The organism is Sedimentitalea sp. (assembly GCF_039973035.1).
In the GTDB taxonomy this organism is placed as follows: domain Bacteria; phylum Pseudomonadota; class Alphaproteobacteria; order Rhodobacterales; family Rhodobacteraceae; genus Sedimentitalea.
In genome coordinates, this window is the sequence record NZ_JBDWLR010000078.1 from 113,659 (window position 1) to 135,754 (window position 22,096).

Here is a 22,096-nt window from a genome sequence, read left to right on the forward strand (position 1 = left end):
TACAAAAATCAATCGATCAAACGGCAGGGGTTTTTGCGCTGTCGGCGTGCGCCTCACGTGCCACCGCAGCAGGGCCTTCACGCATACTGCATGACCTGCGTTCGATAGGTATGGTTGATGTCGCGCGGCGCAAGGGCCAGTCTTTGGTTACCAACTCTCGGCCCAGTGCTTCAGCCCGTCGGTTCCAGTGGCCGTCAACGCATAGATGCCGCGATCTTCCCGCTCGAACCAGCCATAGTGATTGTCCGCCATTAGCCGCGTCGCTGCGGGAACCTTGGCCGCCCGCGCCACATCGGCCCCTTTGCTCGGTCCGTTATCGGCCAGATAGGCCGCACAGCGCAGCGCATCCTGACGATACCCTGTCACGATGCCATGCCGGGTCGCGCCCCCTGCATTCGGATCCCCACGCAGCCGATCAAAATCCCGCAACAGCTTCTGCGCCTTCTTCTTTGATTTGCGCGGCGCAATGGGGCCGGGATCGCAGTGAACCTCCACCCGTCCGTCCGACCGAACCGTCATCAGACCGAGCCCCAGCCGGCGGCACAGTGCCAAATTATCCTTCATGGCCCGTCGCGCATTGCGCCCGACCGGTCTGAGCACGGCGACATAGACCAGATCGGTGATCCGTGACCGTTCGACCGCCTGATGAAACAGCGAAAGCGAAAAGCGCAGCTTCAGTTCAACGATCACGGGTTGTTCATTGCCGCGCCGGGCCACAACATCCGCCGCGCCAACTTCGCCTTTGACCTCATATCCCTGTCGCTCAAGCAGGGCCTTGATTGGCGGATAGAGATGCTGTTCTTGCGTGATCTCTTCACCGCTCATAGCCAAACGCCTCAAAATCCGCGCGATACCGGTCATACAGCAGGTCGGCCTGCGCCGCCGACAAACACGCATCCAGCCCTGTCCGCGACCGGTTTTTATGGGGCAAGCGGCGATCCCCACCAAAGATCTCGCGAAACACAGGCCCGATATCTTGGGCAAGACGCTCGAATCGCAGCACGTGATCGACCAGACACCGCCCCTGCAAGTCCCTCACATAGCGCACCTGAGGAACCAGATGCCGTGCGCTGTCGAGATAATCATCAGAGGCTCCGGAAATCAGAAAATCATCCAAGTCCAACTTCTGACCCCGCTTGGCCGCCGCCCTTGCCCGATACCGAAATTCCGACAGCGCCCTGTCATACGGGTGCCGCACGATAGAAAATTTTAGGTAGCGGTCAAAATCTTTGGCGACCATATGGCCCCGCGCGACATATTCGTCTGCATAAAGATGCGCCAGCTTTTGCGGCCCGGCATTGCGGTTGTCGTTCTGACGCAGCATCAGCGCCGCGCGGTCACGCCACGCCAACCCCAGATCGTCCAGAAACACGGTCTCGACACTTTGCCCACCCGTCTTGGGGATGTGTACAAAAACGGTCTTGTGTGCGTGGGAAATCATCAACAGGTCCGGCCGATCCAAGCGCACCCTCACAACCACTTGCGCAAAAGTCAACGCGAGGCTCGGCACCCCGGCACTCTGACCAAGGGTCGCAGCCTGCGCGACAACGGGTGACAACCCCGGGTGACGTTCCTATAACGCGCGCAAATTACACCCCTGCACAGGATGCATCAGATGACCATTCAGGTTCTTGGACACAAATCCCCCGACACCGATTCGACAGGCTCTCCCATCCTTTGGGCGTGGTATCTGTCCGAAATCAAAGGCACCCCCGCCGAAGCCGTTTTGCTGGGCGAACCCAACACCGAGGCGGCCTTTCTGCTGAAACGCTGGGACCTGCCCAAACCTGCCATCATCGATGACGTTGCGGATGATGCCCCAGTTGTGATCGTCGACACCAACAACCCCGCCGAACTGCCCGCCAACATCAACAACGCCGATGTGCAGGCGATCATCGACCATCACAAGCTGGTCGGCGGCCTGGAAACCAAGGGGCCGATCGACATCACCATCCGTCCGCTGGCCTGCACTGCTACAATTATGCACGACCTGATGGGCGACGATACCGCCAAGATGCCGGAGTGGGCCAAGGCGACCGCGCTGACCTGCATTCTGTCCGACACGCTGGAATTCCGCAGCCCGACCACCACGCCGCATGACAAGGCCGTTGCCGAGAAGCTGGCCGCCGATCTGGGCATCTCGATCCCCGATTATGCCGCCGAGATGTTCGCCGCCAAGTCCGATGTGTCCTCGTTCAGCGATGCCGAACTGTTGCGCATGGACAGCAAGGAATACGAAGTCGACGGCACCAAATTCCGCGTTTCGGTTCTGGAAACGACATCGCCGTCAACGGTTCTGGACCGTAAGGCCAGCCTGATCGACACCATGACCACCGTGGCGTCCGAGGACGGCGTGGATCAGGTTCTGTTGTTTGTCGTGGACATCCTGAACGAAGAGGCCACGCTTCTGGTTCCCAACGATCTGGTCAAGACCGTCGCCGCCAATAGCTTTGATGCCACCGCAACTGGTGACAGCGTTGTCCTCCCCGGCATCGTCAGCCGCAAGAAACAGATCATTCCTAACCTCAAAGTTTGATCGCCGACACAGGGACCCCGGCAGGTTTGCCGGGGTCCACCCTGATTGGGCCTGCAGCCCGTTGACACGCTAACCGCTGGTCATACCGGCAAGCATCGCGCCAAGGGCGACGAGATGAACGAGCATCAGCGCCTTGTCTTTCCACAGCACACCAACGGCAAACCAGCCAACAACTCCGATTAGAAATAGGTAGAGATTCCACGGGGTCCAGCCAAATCCGGTCGCCGTGTACCCCATGATTTGAATGATCGAAGCAGCCCATTTGACAGCAAATATGATGTTGTCCCTTGAAGGACTCGCGATTGCCAGATTAGCCTGCATGGCTCGACCCTCTGGTAGCATACGAGCCATCCGTCGCATATACCGATATCTTTTCTACAGGCATCACACTCTCCAATCGCCGTTTGAACTTCATATACGGACCGAATTAAAGACATGCGCGCCAGAACCATGACCCTGTGAAGATAGAAATTCTATTGCCAATACGCAAATGCCCAACACGCCGGCAGGCGGCTATCAATTTCTCCTGAACACTCCAAACTCTTGACAACACGCCGCCCCTTGGCCATTCCGCGATGTGTTGGTTTCTGCGAAAGCAGATGAAAAGGGAATGCACGACGCAGCCGCCCCCGCGACCGTGAACGGAGAGGGCACCCAAGCCACTGACCACCGGGTCGGGAAGGCGGGATGTCCACCAGAAGGCCGATGCTTTCTGACATCCGCAAGCCGGGAGACCTGCCAGCAAAACGTGACGTTAACCGGGCGGGGTGCCTCGGTGACGGGCCCGGCCCAGGCTTTGCCCGCTATTCCCCCGCTTTTGAAACAGGGAAGTGACCGGATGACTCAGACACAGGATCAGGCGACCCCGGTCGAATTGCTGGTCTGCACGACCTGCCGCAAGGGAATGCCCACCGACACTGAGGGCCCGCGCCCGGGTGCCAAGTTATATGACGCGCTGGCTGCGGGCGACGTACCGTCGGGCGTGACGCTGCGCCCGGTCGAATGCCTGTCCAACTGCGACAGCGGCTGTTCCATCGTGCTGCGCGGCGGTGCCGGTCGCTGGACCTATGTCTACGGCAATTTCGATGAAATCAGTGACGCGGACATGATCCTGGACGTCGCCTCTCGCTATCATGCCACACCGGATGGTCTGATACCTTGGCGTGAACGCCCGGTTCATTTCCGCAAGAATTGTATCGCCCGCATCCCCCCGATTGGAGAGACCTGATGTCCAACCTGTCCAAGCTGCCCGTCACCGTGATCACCGGCTTTCTCGGCTCCGGCAAAACCACCCTCATCCGCCACCTCATGCAGAACCCTCAGGGCAAGCGCCTCGCCGTGGTGGTCAATGAATTCGGCGATGTAGGCGTCGATGGCGATATCCTGAAATCATGTGCGATTCCGGATTGCCCTGCCGAGAACATCATGGAGCTGTCCAACGGCTGCATATGCTGCACCGTGGCCGATGATTTCATCCCGACGATCGAGGCATTGATGGCGCTTGACCCGCGCCCGGATCACATCCTGATCGAAACCTCTGGTCTTGCCTTGCCCAAACCGCTGCTCAAGGCGTTTGACTGGCCAGATATCCGCAGCCGCATTACTGTGGACGGTGTTATCGCGCTTGCCGATGCCGAAGCCGTGGCCGCAGGCCGTTTCGCACCAGATGTGGCGCGCGTCGACGCCCAGCGCCTTGCCGATGACTCTATCGATCACGAAACCCCGCTGTCCGAGGTGTTTGAGGATCAGATCAGCTGCGCCGATATCATCCTGTTGACCAAGCCCGATCTTGCGGGTCCGGAGGGCGTCGCAAAGGCGCGTGAGATCATTGCAGCCGAAGCCCCCCGACCGCTGCCCGTGGTCGAGGTTGCCGAAGGGGCCGTCGATGTGCGCGTGATCCTTGGGCTTGAGGCCGCCGCCGAAGACGATATGGAGGCCCGCCCCAGCCATCATGATGGCGCCGACGATCACGAACACGACGACTTTGAGAGCGTTGTCATCGAATTGCCCGAACAATCCGATCCCGCCGATCTGGTCGCCCGGATCGAACGTCTGGCAAATGAACGAAACATCCTGCGGGTCAAAGGGTATGTCGCCGTGAGCGGAAAGCCCATGCGTCTGTTGGTTCAGGCGGTTGGCGCACGGGTTCGGCACCAGTACGACCGCGCCTGGAAAGCTGATGAGCCCCGTCTGAGTCGCTTGGTGGTGATTGCCGAGCATGACGATATCGATGCCGCTGCAATTCGTGACGTCCTCACCCGCATGCCTGCGGTGGCCGAGTAGAAAAGCCTGCCACGATGCATGTCGTCTTTCGCGAAAGCCATGGCCTTGAAGAAACGGACACCCCGACGGATCTGGGGCAGAGCCCTGCTGATCTGGTGGTTCTGTCCTTTTCCGACAGCGATCTGGGCGCGTTCGCGGCAGGCTGGCATCGTGGCGGTGGTCCCGAGGGGCGCATGCCATCCCTGCGGCTGGCCAATCTCGCCGCGCTGAAACATCCGCTGTCGGTCGACACCTATGTTGACCAGACACTTGAAGGGGCCAAAGGCGTCCTGATCCGGCTGATCGGCGGTGTTCCCTATTGGTCCTATGGCCTGCAACAGGTCCAATCCCTAGCCGCGCGCAAGGGGTTGGCGGTCGCGGTCCTGCCCGCCGACGGGCGGTCCGACTCCCGGCTTGATGACTATTCGACCTTGCCGCGCTCGACCCTTGGGCGGCTGCAACACCTTTGCAATACCGGCGGGACCGTGGCTGCACAGGCAGCACTGGCTCAACTGGCGTTGGCTGCCGGGCTTTACGCAGGGCCAGTGCGTGGCTCCAAGAGCCTGCCACAGGTTGGCGCGTGGACGCCGGAACACGGTGTGACCTGTCCGGCGACGGCCTTTGCCCCAGCCAGCGGCACCCCCCGTATTCTCATCACGTTTTACCGCGCCTATCTAACCGCCGCCGACCTCGCGCCCATCGAGGCGCTGTTCACTGCCTTCCGCACCCGCGGGTATGACGTGGCCGCCCTTTTTGCGCCGTCTCTCAAGGCTCCCGAAGCGGCGGGTTGGCTGGCACGGCAGGTTCAGGCCCTCGTGCCCGCCGCCATCGTCAATGCCACGGCCTTTTCCGGTCGGACCGATGGAGGTCCCTCGCCACTCGACTCGGCCGATGTACCTGTGTTTCAGGTGGCTTTGGCCACGTCGACGCAAAAGGCATGGGCCGAGGCAGAGCGCGGATTGTCGCCCGCCGATCTGGCAATGCATGTCGTCCTGCCAGAGGTCGATGGCCGCATCCTTGCCGGTGTCGCCAGTTTCAAGGAACCCGGCCAACGTGATCCGGACCTGCAATTCGCAAGGCTTGTTCATCAGCCCCAACCAGACCGCATTGATGCCATTGCCGACCGGGTGGCGGGCTGGCTCAGGCTGGCGCAAAAGCCCAATGCCGACAAGGTTCCGGCGCTGGTCCTTTCGACATACCCCGGCAAGGGTTGGCAAATGGCGCACGCGGTCGGGCTTGATGCGATTGCATCGACCGAGGCGATCCTCGCTGATCTGCACTCACAAGGATACGCCACCGAATCGACGCTCAATCCGGCAGAGCTTGCGGCGTCCCGGATACGCTGGTCACTCACCGATTACCGCGCGGCGCTCGCGAAACTCCCTCCACGCCTCCAGCAAGATCTGCAAACCACATGGGGAGAACCGGAAGATGATCCGATTTGCTCCGACGAAGCATTCCATTTCACGGCAGTGAAACGCGGTAACGCGGTTATTGCCCTGCAACCCGAGCGCGGGCGCCCCGAGACCCGTGACGATGACTATCACGACCTCTCCCGCACTCCGCGTCACGGCTATGTCGCCTTCTATCTCTGGCTGCGCCACCAGATCGTGGCCGATGCGCTGATCCATGTGGGGGCGCACGGAACGCTGGAATGGCTGCCCGGCAAAGCGGTTGCCCTGTCTGGTGCCTGTTGGCCCGGGGCGTTGGTTGGCGATCTGCCGGTGATCTATCCCTTCATCGTCAACGACCCCGGTGAAGCGGCACAAGCCAAACGCCGGATCGGCGCCGTCACATTGGGCCACATCCCGCCACCGATGAAACAGAGCGGCACGCCAGATCGGATGGTCCGGTTGGAAACCCTGCTGGACGAATTCTCGAATGCCGACGGGCTTGATCCAAGACGCCGGGACCGGCTGCAGGCCGATATCCGCACGGAGGCCCAAGCCATCGGGGTCGAAGGCGAATTGGGACTGGATCGCGCCAGCAGCACCGCCGAGGCGATCACCCGCATCGACCGCTTTGTCTGTGATATCAAGGAAAGCCAGTTTGGAGACGGGCTGCATACCTATGGGCGTGCGCCTGTTGCGCAAGGCGGCTTTGCCACCGATGCCTCGGCTCGATCCGAGCGCGATGGGCTGCTGGATGCGCTGTCAGGTCGCCTGATCGCGCCGGGCCCCAGCGGCTCGCCCTATCGGGGGCGCAGCGATGTGCTGCCCACTGGGCGCAATCTCTACACCACCGATCCGCGATCTGTTCCCACCCGCAGCGCCTATGCGCAAGGCGTCAAACTGGCCGAGGAGTTGGTGCGTCGCCATCTACAGGACGAAGGTGACTATCCCAAAGGGCTGATTGTCGATCTTTGGGGATCAGCCACGATGAGAACGGCAGGCGAGGAATTTGCCATGGCGCTGCACCTATTGGGCGTCAAACCGGTTTGGGACGTTGGCAGCGAACGGGTATCGGGGATTGAAGTGCTGCCCATCACTGATCTTGACCGTCCCAGACTGGACGTCACCCTGCGTGTCTCGGGCCTGTTCCGCGATGTGTTCCCGACACTGTCGGCGTTGTTTGGCCAAGCGGTGCGCGCCCTGTCGGCGCGGGATGAGGCGCCGGACTGGAACCCCTATGCAGGCCACGCACCAGCTGCGCGCGTTTTTGGCCCGGCACCGGGCAATTACGGACTGAGCATGGGCGATCTGCCCGACACCTTTACCGAGGCCGCCCGAGCCGCTGCCGGACAGGCGTGGCTAGAGGCCAGCGCCTTTGCATTGGAAGGCTCTGAAATTGCGCAGGACCGCGACGGCATCCGTGACCGGGTGGCCAAGGCCGATGCCTTTGTTCACCTTCAGGATCTGACGGAAACAGATATTCTGCTTGCCGCGGACTATGCCACACACGAGGCCGGGTTCGCCGCCGCCAAAGCCCAGACCGGTGGAAACGCAGCGCTCTATCATCTGGACAACACCAACCCGGATTCGCCTCGCGCCCGCACCCTGCCCGAGGAGGTCTCGCGCGTCGTGCACGCCCGCGCCGCCAATCCCGGCTGGATCGCGGGAATGCAGCGCCATGGGTTTCGCGGCGCTGCGGAAATCGCAGCTACACTGGATCACATGGCCGCGTTTGCGCATCTCGCTGACGCCGTCGCGCCGCATCTTTTTGACCTCTACCACGATGCAACACTTGGCGACGAAGCCGTCGATGCCTTTCTTGCCGAGGCCAATCCCGAGGCGCATCGCGCCATGCAGGACAAATTTCGCGCCCTGCATGACGCCGGGCTCTGGAACACGCGGCGCAATTCGATCCGCGCTGCGATCGAGGATCGGGCATGACACCGTATATCAAAGGCTGGTGCCCCGGCGCCTACCACCCGATGATGTCCGGCGACGGGCTGGTTGTCCGGGTGCGACCTCGGCTCGCAAGACTGACTGCGAAACAAATGCTGGGCCTTTGCGCTGCCGCTACACGCTATGGCAACGGCACCATTGACCTTACCAACCGCGCCAACCTGCAACTGCGCGGTGTGCGCGAGAACGATCACGGTGCCCTGCTCGATGACCTCGCCAAGCAAGGCCTACTTGACGCGGATCCAGCAATCGAAATGCGACGTAACATCCTTGTGACGCCGCTATATACGCCGGAAGACCTGTCCGTGCGACTTGCGCAGAGACTGAGCGACCGCCTCGTGGACCTGCCCCAGCTTCCGGCAAAGTTCGGCTTTGCAATCGACAGCGGCCCGGTCCGTATGCTTGCCGGGTGTTCCGCGGATATCCGGCTGGAAAACGGTCCAACGGGCCTGATCCTGCGCGCAGACGGTGCGGAAACCGGACGGCAGGTGACAGAGGCTGATGCAATCGACCATCTGATCGCCCTTGCCTGTTGGTTCGCAGATATACGCCCTGATCAGACGCGCCGCATGGCACGGCTGATTGCCGAGTGCGATCTCCCCAAGGCTTGGCTTGGCGCAGAGCCCGGCCCTGCCGCGCCACCCTGCCAACCCGGTCCGTGTGACGCCGGAATGATCTTTGGCGCGCCGTTTGGGCAATTGGAGGCGGATGCTCTGGCATCTCTGATGCAACAAACCAATGCGCCCGCGCTGCGTGTCACGCCTTGGCGGATGTTCCTTCTTGAAAATGTCACCACAACTGAATCCGCCGCGTTCATCACCAGCACCGGCGACCCGATACTCGCGACTGATGCCTGCCCCGGTGCACCCTACTGCCCGCAGGCTCAGGCAGAAACCCGCACGATTGCCCGTGAACTCGCCCCGCGAGTCGCGGGCAGCCTGCACGTGTCAGGCTGCGCCAAAGGCTGCGCGCGCAGCATACCGGCCGATGTTACCCTCGTCGGCCGCGACGGGCGATTTGACCTTGTCAAACAAGGCTGCGCAGGAGATGAGCCAACCATGCGGGCGCTGACCGCAAATGACCTGCTACGTCTGGGAGACCTGACCTGATGCCCTATCATTATGAAACCGATGGCGCCGCGATCTACGCGCAGTCCTTTGCAACCATCCGTGCAGAAGCAAATCTGGACCGCTTTGCCGCTGATGAAGAGCAGGTTGCGGTGCGAATGATCCATGCCGCAGGGATGGTCGGGCTGGAGGAATTCATACAGTTTTCTCCGGATTTCGTATCATCTGCCCGTGCCGCTTTGGATGGCGGCGCGCCAATCCTCTGTGACGCTCGGATGGTCAGCGAAGGCATCACCCGCGCCCGCCTGCCTGCCGATAACGAGGTGGTCTGCACGCTGCATGATCCACGCGTCCGTGCATTGGCAGCGGGCATGGGCAACACCCGCTCTGCTGCGGCGCTGGAATTGTGGCGACCCCGTCTGGAGGGCGCCGTCGTCGCCATTGGCAATGCGCCGACCGCGCTTTTTCATCTGCTGAACATGCTCGAAGACCCCAACTGTCCACGTCCCGCCGCAATCATCGGCTGTCCTGTCGGTTTCGTCGGTGCCGTCGAAAGCAAGGACGCCTTGTGGGAGGCGCGACCGGTGCCATGCTGTATCGTAAAAGGCCGCCTTGGCGGCTCGGCGATCACCGTCGCCGCAGTGAATGCCACCGCGAGCCGCGCGGAATGAGTTCGGGCACGATCTATGGCGTGGGCCTTGGCCCCGGTGACCCCGATCTGATGAGCGTGCGGGCTGATCGTCTGCTGCGCAACGCCCGGCACGTGGCTTATTTCCGCAAGGCCGGACATGTCGGGCAAGCCCGCGCAATTGCGGATGCTGCAATTCCAACCGACGCGATCGAATTCCCGATGGAGTACCCCGTTACCACCGAAATCCCGCTGAGCGATCCGCGGTACAATCAGGTGCTGTCGGAATTTTACGCAAACTGTACCGATCACCTCAAATCGCTGGCCGCCAAGGGTGAGGATGTCGTGGTGCTGTGCGAAGGCGATCCGTTCTTTTATGGCTCGTTCATGCATGTCTACAGCCGCCTGCATGGCAAAGTGCCGATCAACGTCGTACCCGCAGTCACCGGCATGTCCGGCGCCTGGACGGCCACCGGAACCCCGATCACCTGGGGCGATGACGTATTGACCGTCTTGATGGGGACACTTTCCGAGGATGCGCTTGTACGCCACATGGGCGATACCGATGCTTTGGTGGTGATGAAGATCGGGCGCAATTTTGATAAGGTGTGCCGCGCCCTGGCCCGCAGCGGTCTTGCGGATCGGGCCTGGCTGGTCGAACACGCCGCCATGCCAAACCAGACCGTGACACCGCTAAGCAAGGTCACGGACGTGATCGCTCCCTATTTCTCGATCATCCTCGTACACGGACAAGGGCGCAGGCCGTGACCGGCTGGGTCCGCATCGCGGGACTTGGGCCCGGCAATGATGCATTGGTGACCCCCGAAGTCACCGAGGCGCTCGCGCAGGCAACCGATGTCATCGGTTATATCCCCTATGTCGCCCGTGTCGCACCGCGTGACGGGCTGACCCTGCACGCCAGCGACAATCGGGGGGAACTGGACAGGTCCCGCCATGCGCTGGAGCTGTCATCCCAAGGGCGCCGGGTCGTTGTGGTCTCCTCCGGCGATCCCGGTGTATTTGCGATGGCAGCAGCGGTGTTTGAGGCCGTCGAGGCTGGCCCAACGGCATGGCGCGCCCTTGATATCACAGTACTGCCGGGCATAACCGCCATGCTGGCCGCCGCCGCACGCGCCGGTGCGCCGCTTGGTCATGATTTCTGCGCCATCAACCTGAGCGACAATCTGAAGCCATGGAGCCTGATTGAGAAGCGTTTGCGTCTCGCAGCCGAGGGAGATTTCGCGATGGCATTCTATAATCCACGCTCAAAATCCCGCCCCGAAGGGTTTGAAAAGACGCTGGACCTGCTGCGAAGCACTTGTGGCGACGACCGGCTGATCCTGTTCGCAAGGGCCGTATCGACGCCCGAGGAAAAACTCAATGTCACAACGCTTGGCAAGGCAACGCCTGATATGGCCGATATGCGCACGGTGGTCATCGTCGGCTCATCCCGTACTCGGCTGATTGAGAACAGCCGGAACTCAATGATCTACACGCCAAGGTCCACGCCAAAATGATCCAGCCAGCTCATAACCTGCGCAGGGGTCTGCACCTCGGCTCGCGGCGGGATCGCAGGCCGGTCGATCATCAGGACCGGCAGGCCCAACTCCCGCGCCGCGTCGATCTTGGATCGTGCGCCGGTTCCGCCAGCGTTTTTGGACACCACCAGATCAATGTCGTGGTTTTTCATCAGGTCTTTGTCGGCCTCTGCCGTAAACGGGCCGCGATCGACCACAACCTGACAGTCCGGAAAAGGAAGCCCGTCCGGCTGATCAACCAGCCGAAGCAGATACCGATGCTGCGGCTGAGCTGCGAACATCGCAAGGTGCATACGTCCGACCGCCAGAAAGACCCGGCGGTGCGGCCCGGCGAGAGAAGCGACAGCAGCGGCAATGTCGGGCACCACAGCCCAACTATCCTTCGGTCCGGCCTGCCACGGTGCACGAGTCAGCGCGATCAGCGGAACATCGGTCGCGGCGCAGGCAACGACGGCATTGGCACTCATCTGCGCGGCAAAGGGATGCGTTGCGTCAACGACATGGGTAATGGCCTCGGCCCGCAGGAAATGCGACAGCCCGTCAGCACCGCCAAAACCACCTACGCGCACCGGAATCGGCTGCGCTCGCGGCTTATCCACCCGACCCGCATAGGAGAATACTGCGCGAATCCTAGCATCTGCCACAGCACGCGCCAACACGCTGGCCTCGGTCGTGCCGCCCAAGATCAGGAGATGCGGTGTCATGGCTGACGCTCCGTGGTTGACCATCGTTGGATTGGGCGAAGATGGACCGGCGGGCCTGTCGCCTGCAAGCCGCGAAACGTTGGACCAAGCGGAAATCGTGATGGGGCCACCCCGCCACCTCGCCCTGCTGCCAGAGCTTCGGGCCGAACGCATCGAATGGCCTGTGCCTTTTGCGGACGGGGTTGCACGATTGCTGGAGTTGCGAGGGCGGCAAGTCGTCATGCTCGCCTCGGGCGATCCGTTCTGGTTCGGGGCCGGATCCGTCATCGCACGCCATCTGGAACGCAAAGACTGGTGCGCCCTGCCCGGCGTGTCGGTATTTTCCCTTGCCGCCGCGCGATTGGGCTGGCCGCTGGAAACCACCGTGACACTCGGCCTGCACGCTGCTCCGCTGACACGCCTGCGCCCCTACTTGGCAGCGGGGCAACGGGTGATCGTATTGGTGCGCGATGGCGCAGCGGTCGCATCGCTAGCAGAGTCTTTGGTCGAGACGGGATTCGGCGAGAGTACACTTCATGTTTGCGAGGCACTTGGTGGCCCACGGGAACGGCTCCGCATTTGTGTTGCCGCATCACTGGCGCTTGACGACATCTCGCATCCGGTCTGTGTCGGGCTTGAGGTCGCGGGCGATGGCCTTGCCTTGCCTCTGACGCCGGGTCGACCTGATATGGTGTTCGAGAACGATGGCCAGATCACCAGAGGTCCGGTGCGCGCGATGACACTTGCGGCGCTCGCACCGCGCCCGGGCGATCATCTGTGGGACATCGGCGGAGGCAGCGGGTCGGTGGGCATCGAATGGCTGCTGAGCCATCCGAGCCTGGGCGCCACCACCATCGAACCTCGTCCCGATCGGGCCAAGCGCATTCGCCGCAACGCGGATCAACTGGGTGTTGACCGGTTGGACATTGTGCAAGGATTTGCGCCCGACGCACTGGACAATTTGCAACCGCCGGATGCTGTCTTTGTCGGCGGCGGGCTGTCGGCAGATATGCTGACATGGTTGCACACAAACCTGCGCGACGGGACCCGGTTAGTGGCCAATGCCGTGACGCTGGAAAGCGAATCACTGCTGGCGCAGGCCCAAGCTCAATATGGCGGCAACCTCTTGCGGGTCGAACTGGCGCAAGCCGGATCGTTGGGGAGTAAGCGCGGCTGGAAAGCGGCCTATCCCGTGGTGCAATGGAGCGTCACGTTATGATTGTCGCAGGTTTCGGATTTCGCGCAGAGGCTACGAGCGCCAGCCTGCAATCTGCACTGGAACGCGCGACGCCGGATCGTGCCATTGACGCGGTCGCGGCCCCGGCGGACAAGGCCGGAGCCGCCTGCATTTCAGGGTGGGCAGCAGACAGAAATCTGCCCTTGCACCCGGTCACGGCAAGCGAACTACAAGCCATATCCACCGTCACACAATCCGCACAGAGCATCGCACACCGGGGAACCGGCAGCGTTGCCGAAGCTGTTGCGCTTGCCGCCGCCGGGCCGGGCGCGCGACTGTTGGCGCATCGTCAGATTTCGCAGGACCGCCTCGCCACCTGCGCCATCGCAATCGGGAAAGAGACATGACCGTACATTTCATCGGCGCCGGACCGGGTGCCGCCGACCTGCTGACCTTGCGCGGGCGCGATATCATCGCCGCCTGCCCGGTTTGCCTTTATGCTGGGTCGTTGGTGCCCGAGGGAATTTTGGAGCACTGCCCGCCCGACGCGCACATAATCAATACCGCGTCGATGGATCTGGACGCGATCATCGCCGAATGCCGCACCGCAGAAGATGCCGGGCAGGATGTTGCCAGACTGCATTCTGGCGATTTGTCGGTCTGGTCCGCCATGGGCGAGCAAATGCGCCGCCTGCGCGCAGAGCGGATTGCCGTGAGCGTAACACCCGGCGTGCCGTCCTTTGCCGCCGCCGCCGCAACGCTGGGGACCGAACTGACCCTGCCCGGCCTCGCACAATCCGTGGTTTTGACCCGCACACCAGGACGGGCTTCGTCCATGCCTCCGGGTGAAACGCTGACCAATTTTGCGGCAACCGGCGCAACGCTTGCGATCCACTTGTCGATCGGCAATCTGGACCACGTGATCGCGGATCTGATACCCGGATACGGCGCTGACTGTCCGGTGGCGGTTGTCTATCGCGCCAGCTGGCCGGACGAGCGGATCATCCGCGCGACGTTGGGCACGTTGAAAGAGGCAATGGATAACGGTATCTCGCGCACAGCGCTGATCCTTGTCGGGCCGGCGCTGGCAGGTGAGGGGTTTACCGAAAGCTGCCTCTATTCAAAGGATTATGACCGCCGCTATCGTCCGCAAACTGCGGACAGCCCGTGGTCAAGCTGGAGCCATGGCGATGACTAACCCACCCGGCCTGTTGATTTCCGCGCCTTCCTCGGGCACCGGCAAGACCACCGTCATGTTGGGATTGCTGCGCGCGCTCGCCGAGGACGGTCTGGCGGTGCAGCCGTTCAAGAGCGGGCCGGATTACATCGATCCCGCGTTTCATCGTGCCGCAGCCGGTCGGGCCTCGTTCAACATGGACAGTTGGGCGATGAATGCACCGCTGCTGGATGCGGTGGCGGCACAGGCGCATGGCGCGGATATCGTAATCGCAGAGGGGTCAATGGGCCTGTTTGACGGAGTCGCAAAGCCGGGCGAGATCGGGCATGGGTCGAGCGCCGAAACAGCCCTGCGCATGGGCTGGCCGGTCGTTCTTGTGCTTGATGTCGGCGGACAGGCGCAATCGGCTGCAGCAACAGCACTTGGGTTTCGCAGCTACAATCCCGATTTGCCCTTTGCAGGGGTTATTCTGAACCGCGTCGCCAGTCCACGGCACGAGCGGCTGACCCGGTTGGGAATGGACCGAGCCGGGCTACCCGTGCTGGGCGTCTTGCCACGTCGGGGCGATCTGACCCTTCCGGAACGGCATCTGGGACTTATCCAAGCGGTGGAGCATCCGGACCTGGAGAACGCGATTGCCGGCTATGCCGCATTTTTGCGAGAACACGTCGATCTTGCAGCAATCCAAGCGGCGGCCTCCTCGCGCCCGAATGGGCCCTCGTCGACCGCGCTGCCGCACCCCCCGGCGCAACGGATCGCCTTGGCTCAGGATGCCGCGTTTTCCTTTACCTATCCGCATTTGCTGGAAGGCTGGCGCGCAGCTGGGGCAGAGATCATACCGTTCTCACCTCTCGGCGATGAACCACCCGCAAAGGACGCCGATCTCGTCTGGCTGCCCGGTGGCTATCCGGAATTGCATGCCGGACGGATCGCGACGGCGAGCCAGTTTTTGCAAGGATTGCGAAGCCATGCAGAAACGCGCGCCGTTCATGGGGAATGCGGTGGCTACATGACCTTGGGCGAGGCTCTGATCGACAAGGATGGAAACCGGCACCGGATGGCGGGACTACTGGGATTGGTTACATCTTATGAGAAACGGAAATTCCATCTTGGCTATCGCAAGGCAACGCTGACCGCAGGAATGCCGGGATTTGCCGCCGGAACCGTCTTGCGCGGGCACGAATTTCACTATTCCACAATTCTGGAACAACCTGATACGCCGCTCGCCGATGTGCAGGACGCCGAGGGTGCAACCGTTGCCGAAACCGGTTCAACCCGTGGCAACGTCACGGGCACCTTCTTTCATCTGATTGCAAAGGCGACGACATGAGAGGGTTTGTGTCGTTCGTCGGGTCCGGGCCGGGCGATCCTGAATTGATGACACTCAAGGCTGTTGACCGGATGAAACACGCCGATGCCATCCTGTTTGATGACCTGTCGTCCGGGCCAATCCTGTCTCATGCAGGACCCGGAGCAGATCTGGTCGGCGTCGGAAAACGTGCGGGCCGGCCTTCGCCAAAACAGGACCACGTTAGCCGCTTACTGGTGGATTATGCCGCAGACGGTGCGCGGGTGGTGCGTCTGAAATCCGGTGATGGCGGCATGTTTGGCCGGCTGGAAGAAGAGCTCGTGGCGCTGCGGCAGGCGGGTATTCCCTATGAAATCATCCCGGGCATTCCATCGGCCTGCGCGGCGGCGGCGGCGGCGGGCATACCGCTGACACGGCGCCTGACCGCGCGGCGGGTGCAATTCGTCACTGGCCATGATGTCGCGGGGCAATTGCCTGAAGACCTGAACATGGCCGCATTGGCCGATGATCAGGCGACAACGGTTGTCTTCATGGGCAAACGTACGTTCCCAAAGTTGGCGCGGATGTTGACGGACTATGGTTTGCCCTCTGATACCCCGGCTCTGCTGGCCGAAGCGGTTGGAACCCCGGAGCAATGCCTGCATCGCGGCACCATCAGCACACTGGCGACCCGACTCGCGAAAGAAAGCGGCACAGCACCGGCGCTGATCCTCTATGGGCCGCTGGCAGAGACCTGAATGCCGGTTTTGGACTTGACGCAAGACGCTTCTGTAACTCATGAAGAGGAATACGGTGCCCAGGCTCGCAAGGTCTGGGATAATAGGGAACAGGGTGAAATTCCCGGACTGCCCCCGCAACTGTAATAGGGGAGCATGCGTTAACGTAACCACTGGCACGCCGCCGGGAAGGGACAACGCATGCGATGATCCGAAAGTCAGGAAACCTGCCGTGATGAAACCGGTCGCATCGTCGGCCATGTAATACCGCCGGGGTTGGCGGCAAGGAGATTGAAAATGCATATCGAACCCGGAGTTGTCCACGGCGCCAAAATGGTTCTGGCCTATGGCACAGCGGCTGCGGCTGCTGGTTATTCGCTAAAGCTGATTGCCGATGAGCTGAAAACCCGTTCCGTCCCATCCTTTGTGGCACGCAGCGCGCTTGCGACCGTCGCAGTGTTCATCTTTTTCGAGTTGTTGCCGCATTTCCCCGTCGGAATTTCCGAAGTGCATTTTATCCTAGGGACCACTTTGTTGCTGATCCTCGGGATTGCGCCTGCAGCCGTGGGATTGATGGCCGGGCTGGCGATACAGGGCATCTTCTTTGCTCCGTCTGATATGCCGATGTATTTCGTCAACATCACCACCCTGCTGGTGCCACTCTTTGCCATTGGCGCCCTCGCGCGCAAGGCGCTGCCGCAGAATGTGGCCTATGTCGACCTGAAATACATGGACGTGTTCAAACTGTCCGCCGCCTATCAGGGTGGTGTTGTCGCTTGGGTCGCCTTTTGGGCGTTCTACGGTCAAGGCGTTGGTGCCGAGACCTTTGCTTCGGTCACCAGCTTTGGACTGGCCTATATGATGGTTGTTCTGATCGAACCGTTGATCGATCTGGCCGTTCTGGCCGGTGCCAAATCGATGAAAGGTTTGCGTGATTCCGGGTTGGTGACAGACCGCCTGCACAACGCCGCTTAATTCGTCCGAGATTTAGGGAAAGGCCCCGTCCGGTTTCGTGACGGGGCCTTTTGTTTGCCATGCAAGAACTTTTGCTGATCGGGATCGGAACCGGAAACCCGGATCATGTTACCCGCCAGGGTGCCGAGGCCATCCGGCGCGCGGACCTGATCATGATCCCGCGCAAGGGGGCCGGAAAATCGGACCTTGCCGGTGTGCGGGAAACGATCATTGGTTCTGTTACCGAAACTCTCCCGAGCCTTGCCTATTTCTACATCCCCAAACGACGTGATGATGATGGGTATTTGCGTGGAGTAGATGCCTGGCACGATGCAATTGCCGAACGCTGGCAGGCCGCGATTGCGACCCATCCGAGCGCCAAGGTCGTCGCATTGTTGGTCTGGGGCGATCCGTCGCTTTACGACAGTTCGTTGCGCATCGCCGCGCGGCTCGCCCCCAAACCGCAAACCCACGTGATTCCCGGCATCACCGCACTGCAGGCACTCACAGCCGCACATGCGATCCCTGTGAATGAGATCGGGGCCCCTTTTACCGTAAGCACCGGTCGACAGTTGCGCGACAATGGGTGGCCGGAAGGCGTGGAAACCGCTGTAATCATGCTAGACGGCGAATGCTCTTTCGGCACGCTGGATGCCACGCAATATGACATCTGGTGGGGGGCTTATGTCGGTATGGCCGAAGAAATCCTGATTAACGGGCCACTGGATCAGGTCGCCGAGCAGATCCGAACCACACGGGCGCAGGCACGCACGGATCATGGCTGGATCATGGATATCTATTTACTGCGGCGCCGGGGTTAGCGGGCGACAGACAACAGCCCCGGCAGGTCCAGATGTGCCTCGATATGGTCGGCAAGCGCACCTAGGGTCGCCTCTACCGCCGTATCATATTCCAGCCCATCGCTCTGTGCACCAAGGTTGGCCAGAAACGCTGCGCGAAAGCCATCATGACGAAAGAGTCCGTGCAGATAGCTGCCCATGATCCGGCCATTGCCGCTGATCGCGCCTTCGTCGTCGCCATTGATACGGGCAAAGGGGCGGGCGCAATCAGGGCCCGTCGTCTGCCCAATGTGAATTTCATAACCGTCAAACATTTGCCCAGATGGCACATGTTCTGCCTGAACCCGCGTCAGCCGTTTCGCCGGTTCCATCGCCGTTGTCACATCCAACAGACCTAACCCCGGCGTTTCCCCTGCCGGCCCTTCGATACCTAGCGGATCACGTACAACCTGCCCAAGCATCTGGTAGCCGCCGCAGATGCCGAGCACATGCCCCCCTCGCCGCACATGAGCGGCAAGATCAATGTCCCAGCCTTGCGCGCGCAGAAAGGCCAGGTCGCCGCGGGTAGATTTGCTCCCCGGCAGGATTACCAGATCGGCATCTCCGGGGATCGGCTGTCCGGCTCGCAGCATGGTCAGCGTCAGCCCTGGTTCTTGTGCAAGCGGGTCAAGATCGTCGAAATTCGCGATACGCGACAGCCCCAGACAGATCACATGAAACGCGCCTTCATGCGGGGCCGAGGCGATATCCAGCGCGTCCTCGGCAGGTAGTTTCCAAGCGTCGGCAAACCACGGCAGAACGCCAAAGCCCGACCACCCGGTGCGCTGTTCGATCAGCGCATAGCCATCATCAAACAGGCTGGGGTCGCCGCGAAACTTGTTGATGAGAAAACCGGAAACCATGCTCGCATCCTGCTCTGACAGCACGGCCTGCGTGCCCACCATCTGCGCAATCACCCCGCCCCGGTCGATGTCACCAGCCAGAACAACCGGCACATCGGCGGCAACGGCAAAGCCCATATTGGCAATGTCGCCCGCACGCAGATTGACCTCGGCAGGGCTGCCTGCACCTTCGACGATGACAAGATCATGCGCTTGTTTGAGCCGCCCAAAGCTCTCGAGCACGGCCTGCATGAGTGTCGGTTTCAGCGCCGAATAATCCCGCGCCCGGACGGTCGTTCGATGCTGGCCCTGCACCACCACATGCGCGCCGACATCGGTTTCAGGCTTCAGCAAGACCGGGTTCATATCGGTATGCGGCTCCAACCCGCAGGCCAGTGCCTGCATCGCCTGCGCGCGCCCGATCTCGCCGCCATCCACCGTGACTGCGGCATTGTTTGACATGTTCTGCGGCTTGAAGGGCGCAACCGACAGCCCACGCCGCCGCGCGGCGCGGCACAATCCGGCAACCAACATGGATTTCCCCACATTAGACCCCGTGCCCTGAATCATCAGCGCAGGCATTGGGCCTCAGAACTCCACGCCGGCCTGCGCCTTGATGCCATCGCGGAAGGGATGTTTGACCAATGTCATCTCGGTCACCAAATCGGCCGCCTCGATCAGCTCAGGCTTGGCGTTGCGCCCGGTCAGAACAACATGGGTCATTTCTGGCTTTTCGGTCATCAGGAAATCGACGACCTCATCGATATCGAGGTAATCGTACCGCAGTGCGATGTTGATTTCGTCAAGCAGAACAAAGCCGATCTCGGGGTTGCGGATCAGGTCTTTCGCTTTTTCCCAGCCCGCCCGGGCTGCCGCGATATCCCGCTCGCGGTCCTGCGTTTCCCAGGTAAAGCCTTCGCCCGAAATCACAAAGGTACATTCATCGGCGAATTTCGCGCGCAGAAAATCGGCCTCTCCGGTTTTCCAGTTGCCTTTGATGAACTGCACGACGGCACAAGGCATCCCATGCGCAATGCAGCGCATCACCATACCAAACCCAGACGAGGACTTACCCTTGCCCGGCCCGGTATGCACGATGATCAGCCCCTTCTTGTCGATCTTGGTGGCCATCATCCGGTCGCGCGCAGCCTTGATCTTGCGCATCTTCTCCTGATGGCGCTTGTTCTCGTCTTCCATTGTTCTGTCCTGTGCGTCGGGGCAAAATCTGCGTTAACTCTGTCTATACCAGCGACCGGGTAAACGCGATGGTCTCTGGAATCGATTTTCGAGTAAATAGCGGTGTTTCATGTGGCTTATTGTTTGCCATTTATTCCCAAAAATCATAGGGTTTTGCGCAAACCAAGGTGCCTGAACCGGAGAAGTTGAATGCTGCCTGATACCATGAAAACGGTAGAGATGCGCGAACCCGGCAAGGCCGAGGTTCTGGTAACGGGCGAGCGTGAGTTGCCGATTCCTCAGAGCAGCGAAGTTTTGATCCATGTGACGGCAGCTGGCGTCAACGGCCCCGATCTGGTTCAGCGGCGTGGTCACTATCCGCCACCCAAAGGTGCATCAGATCTCTTGGGTCTGGAAGTGTCGGGCGAAGTTTGCGCGATCGGTTCAGACGTCACCAACTGGTCCGTGGGGGACCGGGTTTGCGCGCTGACCAATGGCGGCGGATATGCGGAATACGTCGCGGTGGACGCCGGGCATTGCCTGCCAATTCCCGAGGGTATCGCCGAGCAGGACGCCGCCGGACTGTGCGAAACTTACTTTACCGTATGGAGCAACCTGTTCTTTGAGCACCCCAATCCAAAGGGTAATTTGCTGTTGGTACATGGGGGTGCAGGGGGCATCGGGTCAACGGCGATCCAGTTGGGCAACGCCTTGGGGATGCGCGTTTTCACAACCTGTGCCAACGCAGATGACTGCGCCTATGCCCAAAACCTTGGGGCCGAGCGTGCGATCAACTTTAACGAAGAAGATTTTGTCGATGTGGTGCGCGAGGCCGGGGGCGCCAACCTCATTCTGGACATCATCGGCGGCGATTATGTTGCCCGCAACGTCAAGGCGGCCAGCCCGGATGCCCGGATCGTGCAATTGGCGTTCAATGCCGGCTCCAAGGTCGAAATAAACCTGATGCCGATCATGCTGAAGCGGTTGATCTATACCGGCTCAACCCTGCGCTCGCGCCCCGAGAGCTTCAAGACCGAGGTTGCGGCCGATCTGCGTGACAAGGTCTGGCCGATGTTCGCCTCGGACCAACTGTCTGCCCAGACTCACCACGTGTTCCCCTTTGATCAAGCCGCCCAGGCGCACGCAATGATGGAAGAGGCCGCACATCGCGGGAAAATCCTGTTGGCACCCGCCGCCTGACACCAGAAGTCAAGCAAACAAAAACGGCCATCCCAGAAATAGCGAAGTGTACACACTTATTTGGCATGTTATCGGCAACTGAATACCGCTTAAGGGGAATCGCCGATGAAAAGCCTGATAAGGTCGGGTCTACTTGTGATCTTTGCCACCGCACCGTCTATTGCTGCCGCTGAAGGCTGGACTGGCTTCTATGCCGGCGGGCAGTTTGGCACGATCGAAACCGAAATGACGTACTATGGTCGCACCATCAGCGAAGACTCTGGCACCTATGGTCTGATCGCCGGATACAACCACGCCTTCGGTAATAAAATTGTGCTGGGTGGCGAGCTGAACGTCGACAAGTTGAACTACACCGAGATGCCTTTCGCACATGATCTGATGACCCGGCGTGTCAAGGCACGGCTGGGCTATGATCTTGGCTCTGTCTTACTGTATGGCACCTATGGGTACAGCGAGATCGGCGATGGAACCGGCGAAAACGAGGATGGAACCGCGATCGGCTTTGGACTCGACTACAAGGTGAATGACTTCCTTGTTCTGGGCGCTGAATGGCTCCGAGATTCCTATGAATTTGAAGGAATCGAGATGGACATCACCTCACTCCGCATACGGCTCGCCTACCAGTTCTGAAACTTGAACTGGTGG

General features: G+C 61.0%; 23 protein-coding genes and 2 riboswitches. Of the genes, 17 read left to right on the top strand and 6 right to left on the bottom strand.

Features of this window, described 5'->3' with window-relative positions:
* Positions 1 to 147: 147 nt before the first annotated feature.
* Together ABJO75_RS19045 and ABJO75_RS19050 are read right to left on the bottom strand one after the other, a co-directional pair.
* Positions 148 to 810, bottom strand: a complete 663-nt coding sequence (locus ABJO75_RS19045) for a DUF2161 family putative PD-(D/E)XK-type phosphodiesterase (RefSeq protein ID WP_348124440.1) — start codon at positions 808 to 810, stop codon at positions 148 to 150.
* A 4-nt stretch (positions 811 to 814) separates the two neighbouring features.
* Entirely contained in the window at positions 815 to 1,441 is a 627-nt protein-coding gene (locus ABJO75_RS19050; protein WP_348124299.1) for a sulfotransferase family 2 domain-containing protein, read from the bottom strand.
* 174 nt (positions 1,442 to 1,615) lie between these two features.
* On the opposite strand from ABJO75_RS19050, the gene ABJO75_RS19055 reads away from it, so the two are divergent.
* Positions 1,616 to 2,536: a manganese-dependent inorganic pyrophosphatase gene (locus ABJO75_RS19055; protein ID WP_348124301.1), complete on the top strand. Its 921-nt coding sequence runs from the start codon at positions 1,616 to 1,618 to the stop codon at positions 2,534 to 2,536.
* A gap of 69 nt (positions 2,537 to 2,605) precedes the next feature.
* Here ABJO75_RS19055 and ABJO75_RS19060 read toward each other — a convergent pair whose 3' ends face one another.
* The gene (locus ABJO75_RS19060; RefSeq protein WP_348124303.1) at positions 2,606 to 2,857 is read right to left on the bottom strand and encodes a DUF6552 family protein; all 252 of its coding nucleotides are present in this window, start codon (positions 2,855 to 2,857) and stop codon (positions 2,606 to 2,608) included.
* A 243-nt stretch (positions 2,858 to 3,100) separates the two neighbouring features.
* A riboswitch (cobalamin riboswitch) is annotated at positions 3,101 to 3,294 on the top strand.
* Between the two features lie 80 nt (positions 3,295 to 3,374).
* On the opposite strand from ABJO75_RS19060, the gene ABJO75_RS19065 reads away from it, so the two are divergent.
* Genes ABJO75_RS19065 through cobJ form a run of 7 tightly spaced genes read left to right on the top strand, consistent with a single transcriptional unit; the run spans position 3,375 to position 11,357 of the window.
* On the top strand, positions 3,375 to 3,764 hold the full coding sequence (locus ABJO75_RS19065; protein WP_348124305.1) for a DUF1636 domain-containing protein: 390 nt from the start codon (positions 3,375 to 3,377) through the stop codon (positions 3,762 to 3,764).
* On the top strand, positions 3,764 to 4,819 hold the full coding sequence (cobW, locus tag ABJO75_RS19070; protein ID WP_348124307.1) for a cobalamin biosynthesis protein CobW: 1,056 nt from the start codon (positions 3,764 to 3,766) through the stop codon (positions 4,817 to 4,819). Before ABJO75_RS19065 ends, cobW begins: the two co-directional genes overlap by 1 nt.
* A 14-nt stretch (positions 4,820 to 4,833) precedes the next feature.
* Entirely contained in the window at positions 4,834 to 8,130 is a 3,297-nt protein-coding gene (gene cobN, locus ABJO75_RS19075; protein ID WP_348124309.1) for a cobaltochelatase subunit CobN, read from the top strand.
* The gene (gene cobG, locus ABJO75_RS19080) at positions 8,127 to 9,254 is read left to right on the top strand and encodes a precorrin-3B synthase (RefSeq protein WP_348124311.1); all 1,128 of its coding nucleotides are present in this window, start codon (positions 8,127 to 8,129) and stop codon (positions 9,252 to 9,254) included. The genes cobN and cobG overlap by 4 nt, the downstream gene beginning before the upstream one ends.
* A complete protein-coding gene (locus tag ABJO75_RS19085) occupies positions 9,254 to 9,883 on the top strand; it encodes a precorrin-8X methylmutase (RefSeq protein WP_348124313.1) in 630 nt (209 codons plus the stop codon). The genes cobG and ABJO75_RS19085 overlap by 1 nt, the downstream gene beginning before the upstream one ends.
* Entirely contained in the window at positions 9,880 to 10,608 is a 729-nt protein-coding gene (locus ABJO75_RS19090) for a precorrin-2 C(20)-methyltransferase (protein WP_348124315.1), read from the top strand. Before ABJO75_RS19085 ends, ABJO75_RS19090 begins: the two co-directional genes overlap by 4 nt.
* Entirely contained in the window at positions 10,605 to 11,357 is a 753-nt protein-coding gene (cobJ, locus tag ABJO75_RS19095; protein ID WP_348124317.1) for a precorrin-3B C(17)-methyltransferase, read from the top strand. The genes ABJO75_RS19090 and cobJ overlap by 4 nt, the downstream gene beginning before the upstream one ends.
* Here cobJ and ABJO75_RS19100 read toward each other — a convergent pair.
* Positions 11,330 to 12,082 carry a cobalt-precorrin-6A reductase gene (locus tag ABJO75_RS19100; RefSeq protein WP_348124319.1) on the bottom strand — a complete coding sequence of 251 codons (753 nt, stop codon included), beginning with the start codon at positions 12,080 to 12,082 and terminating at the stop codon, positions 11,330 to 11,332. The two genes, cobJ and ABJO75_RS19100, sit on opposite strands and share 28 nt — an antisense overlap.
* Between ABJO75_RS19100 and cbiE the strand changes: the two genes are divergently transcribed.
* The 7 genes from cbiE to cobF all read left to right on the top strand — a co-directional run bounded on the left by cbiE (position 12,081) and on the right by cobF (position 18,215).
* The gene (cbiE, locus tag ABJO75_RS19105; RefSeq protein WP_348124321.1) at positions 12,081 to 13,280 is read left to right on the top strand and encodes a precorrin-6y C5,15-methyltransferase (decarboxylating) subunit CbiE; all 1,200 of its coding nucleotides are present in this window, start codon (positions 12,081 to 12,083) and stop codon (positions 13,278 to 13,280) included. The genes ABJO75_RS19100 and cbiE overlap by 2 nt on opposite strands.
* A complete protein-coding gene (locus ABJO75_RS19110) occupies positions 13,277 to 13,645 on the top strand; it encodes a cobalamin biosynthesis protein (RefSeq protein WP_348124323.1) in 369 nt (122 codons plus the stop codon). The genes cbiE and ABJO75_RS19110 overlap by 4 nt, the downstream gene beginning before the upstream one ends.
* Entirely contained in the window at positions 13,642 to 14,436 is a 795-nt protein-coding gene (gene cobM, locus ABJO75_RS19115; protein ID WP_348124325.1) for a precorrin-4 C(11)-methyltransferase, read from the top strand. The genes ABJO75_RS19110 and cobM overlap by 4 nt, the downstream gene beginning before the upstream one ends.
* The gene (locus ABJO75_RS19120; protein ID WP_348124327.1) at positions 14,429 to 15,745 is read left to right on the top strand and encodes a cobyrinate a,c-diamide synthase; all 1,317 of its coding nucleotides are present in this window, start codon (positions 14,429 to 14,431) and stop codon (positions 15,743 to 15,745) included. The genes cobM and ABJO75_RS19120 overlap by 8 nt, the downstream gene beginning before the upstream one ends.
* The gene (cobA, locus tag ABJO75_RS19125; RefSeq protein ID WP_348124329.1) at positions 15,742 to 16,461 is read left to right on the top strand and encodes a uroporphyrinogen-III C-methyltransferase; all 720 of its coding nucleotides are present in this window, start codon (positions 15,742 to 15,744) and stop codon (positions 16,459 to 16,461) included. Before ABJO75_RS19120 ends, cobA begins: the two co-directional genes overlap by 4 nt.
* A gap of 36 nt (positions 16,462 to 16,497) precedes the next feature.
* Positions 16,498 to 16,690, top strand: a riboswitch (cobalamin riboswitch).
* Between the two features lie 47 nt (positions 16,691 to 16,737).
* A complete protein-coding gene (locus ABJO75_RS19130) occupies positions 16,738 to 17,415 on the top strand; it encodes an energy-coupling factor ABC transporter permease (protein WP_348124331.1) in 678 nt (225 codons plus the stop codon).
* Positions 17,416 to 17,474: 59 nt separating this feature from the next.
* Positions 17,475 to 18,215, top strand: a complete 741-nt coding sequence (gene cobF / locus ABJO75_RS19135) for a precorrin-6A synthase (deacetylating) (protein ID WP_348124333.1) — start codon at positions 17,475 to 17,477, stop codon at positions 18,213 to 18,215.
* Here the strand turns inward: cobF and ABJO75_RS19140 are convergent.
* Both ABJO75_RS19140 and cobO read right to left on the bottom strand, forming a co-directional pair.
* Positions 18,212 to 19,657, bottom strand: coding sequence for a cobyric acid synthase (locus tag ABJO75_RS19140; protein WP_348124335.1), 1,446 nt, complete (start codon positions 19,655 to 19,657; stop codon positions 18,212 to 18,214). The genes cobF and ABJO75_RS19140 overlap by 4 nt on opposite strands.
* Positions 19,658 to 19,663: 6 nt before the next feature.
* Positions 19,664 to 20,272, bottom strand: coding sequence for a cob(I)yrinic acid a,c-diamide adenosyltransferase (cobO, locus tag ABJO75_RS19145; RefSeq protein ID WP_348124337.1), 609 nt, complete (start codon positions 20,270 to 20,272; stop codon positions 19,664 to 19,666).
* Between the two features lie 189 nt (positions 20,273 to 20,461).
* On the opposite strand from cobO, the gene ABJO75_RS19150 reads away from it, so the two are divergent.
* Positions 20,462 to 21,451 (top strand): NAD(P)H-quinone oxidoreductase, encoded by a 990-nt coding sequence (locus ABJO75_RS19150; RefSeq protein ID WP_348124339.1) that lies wholly within the window; start codon positions 20,462 to 20,464, stop codon positions 21,449 to 21,451.
* A gap of 105 nt (positions 21,452 to 21,556) precedes the next feature.
* Positions 21,557 to 22,081 carry a porin family protein gene (locus tag ABJO75_RS19155; protein ID WP_348124341.1) on the top strand — a complete coding sequence of 175 codons (525 nt, stop codon included), beginning with the start codon at positions 21,557 to 21,559 and terminating at the stop codon, positions 22,079 to 22,081.
* Positions 22,082 to 22,096 lie beyond the last annotated feature (15 nt).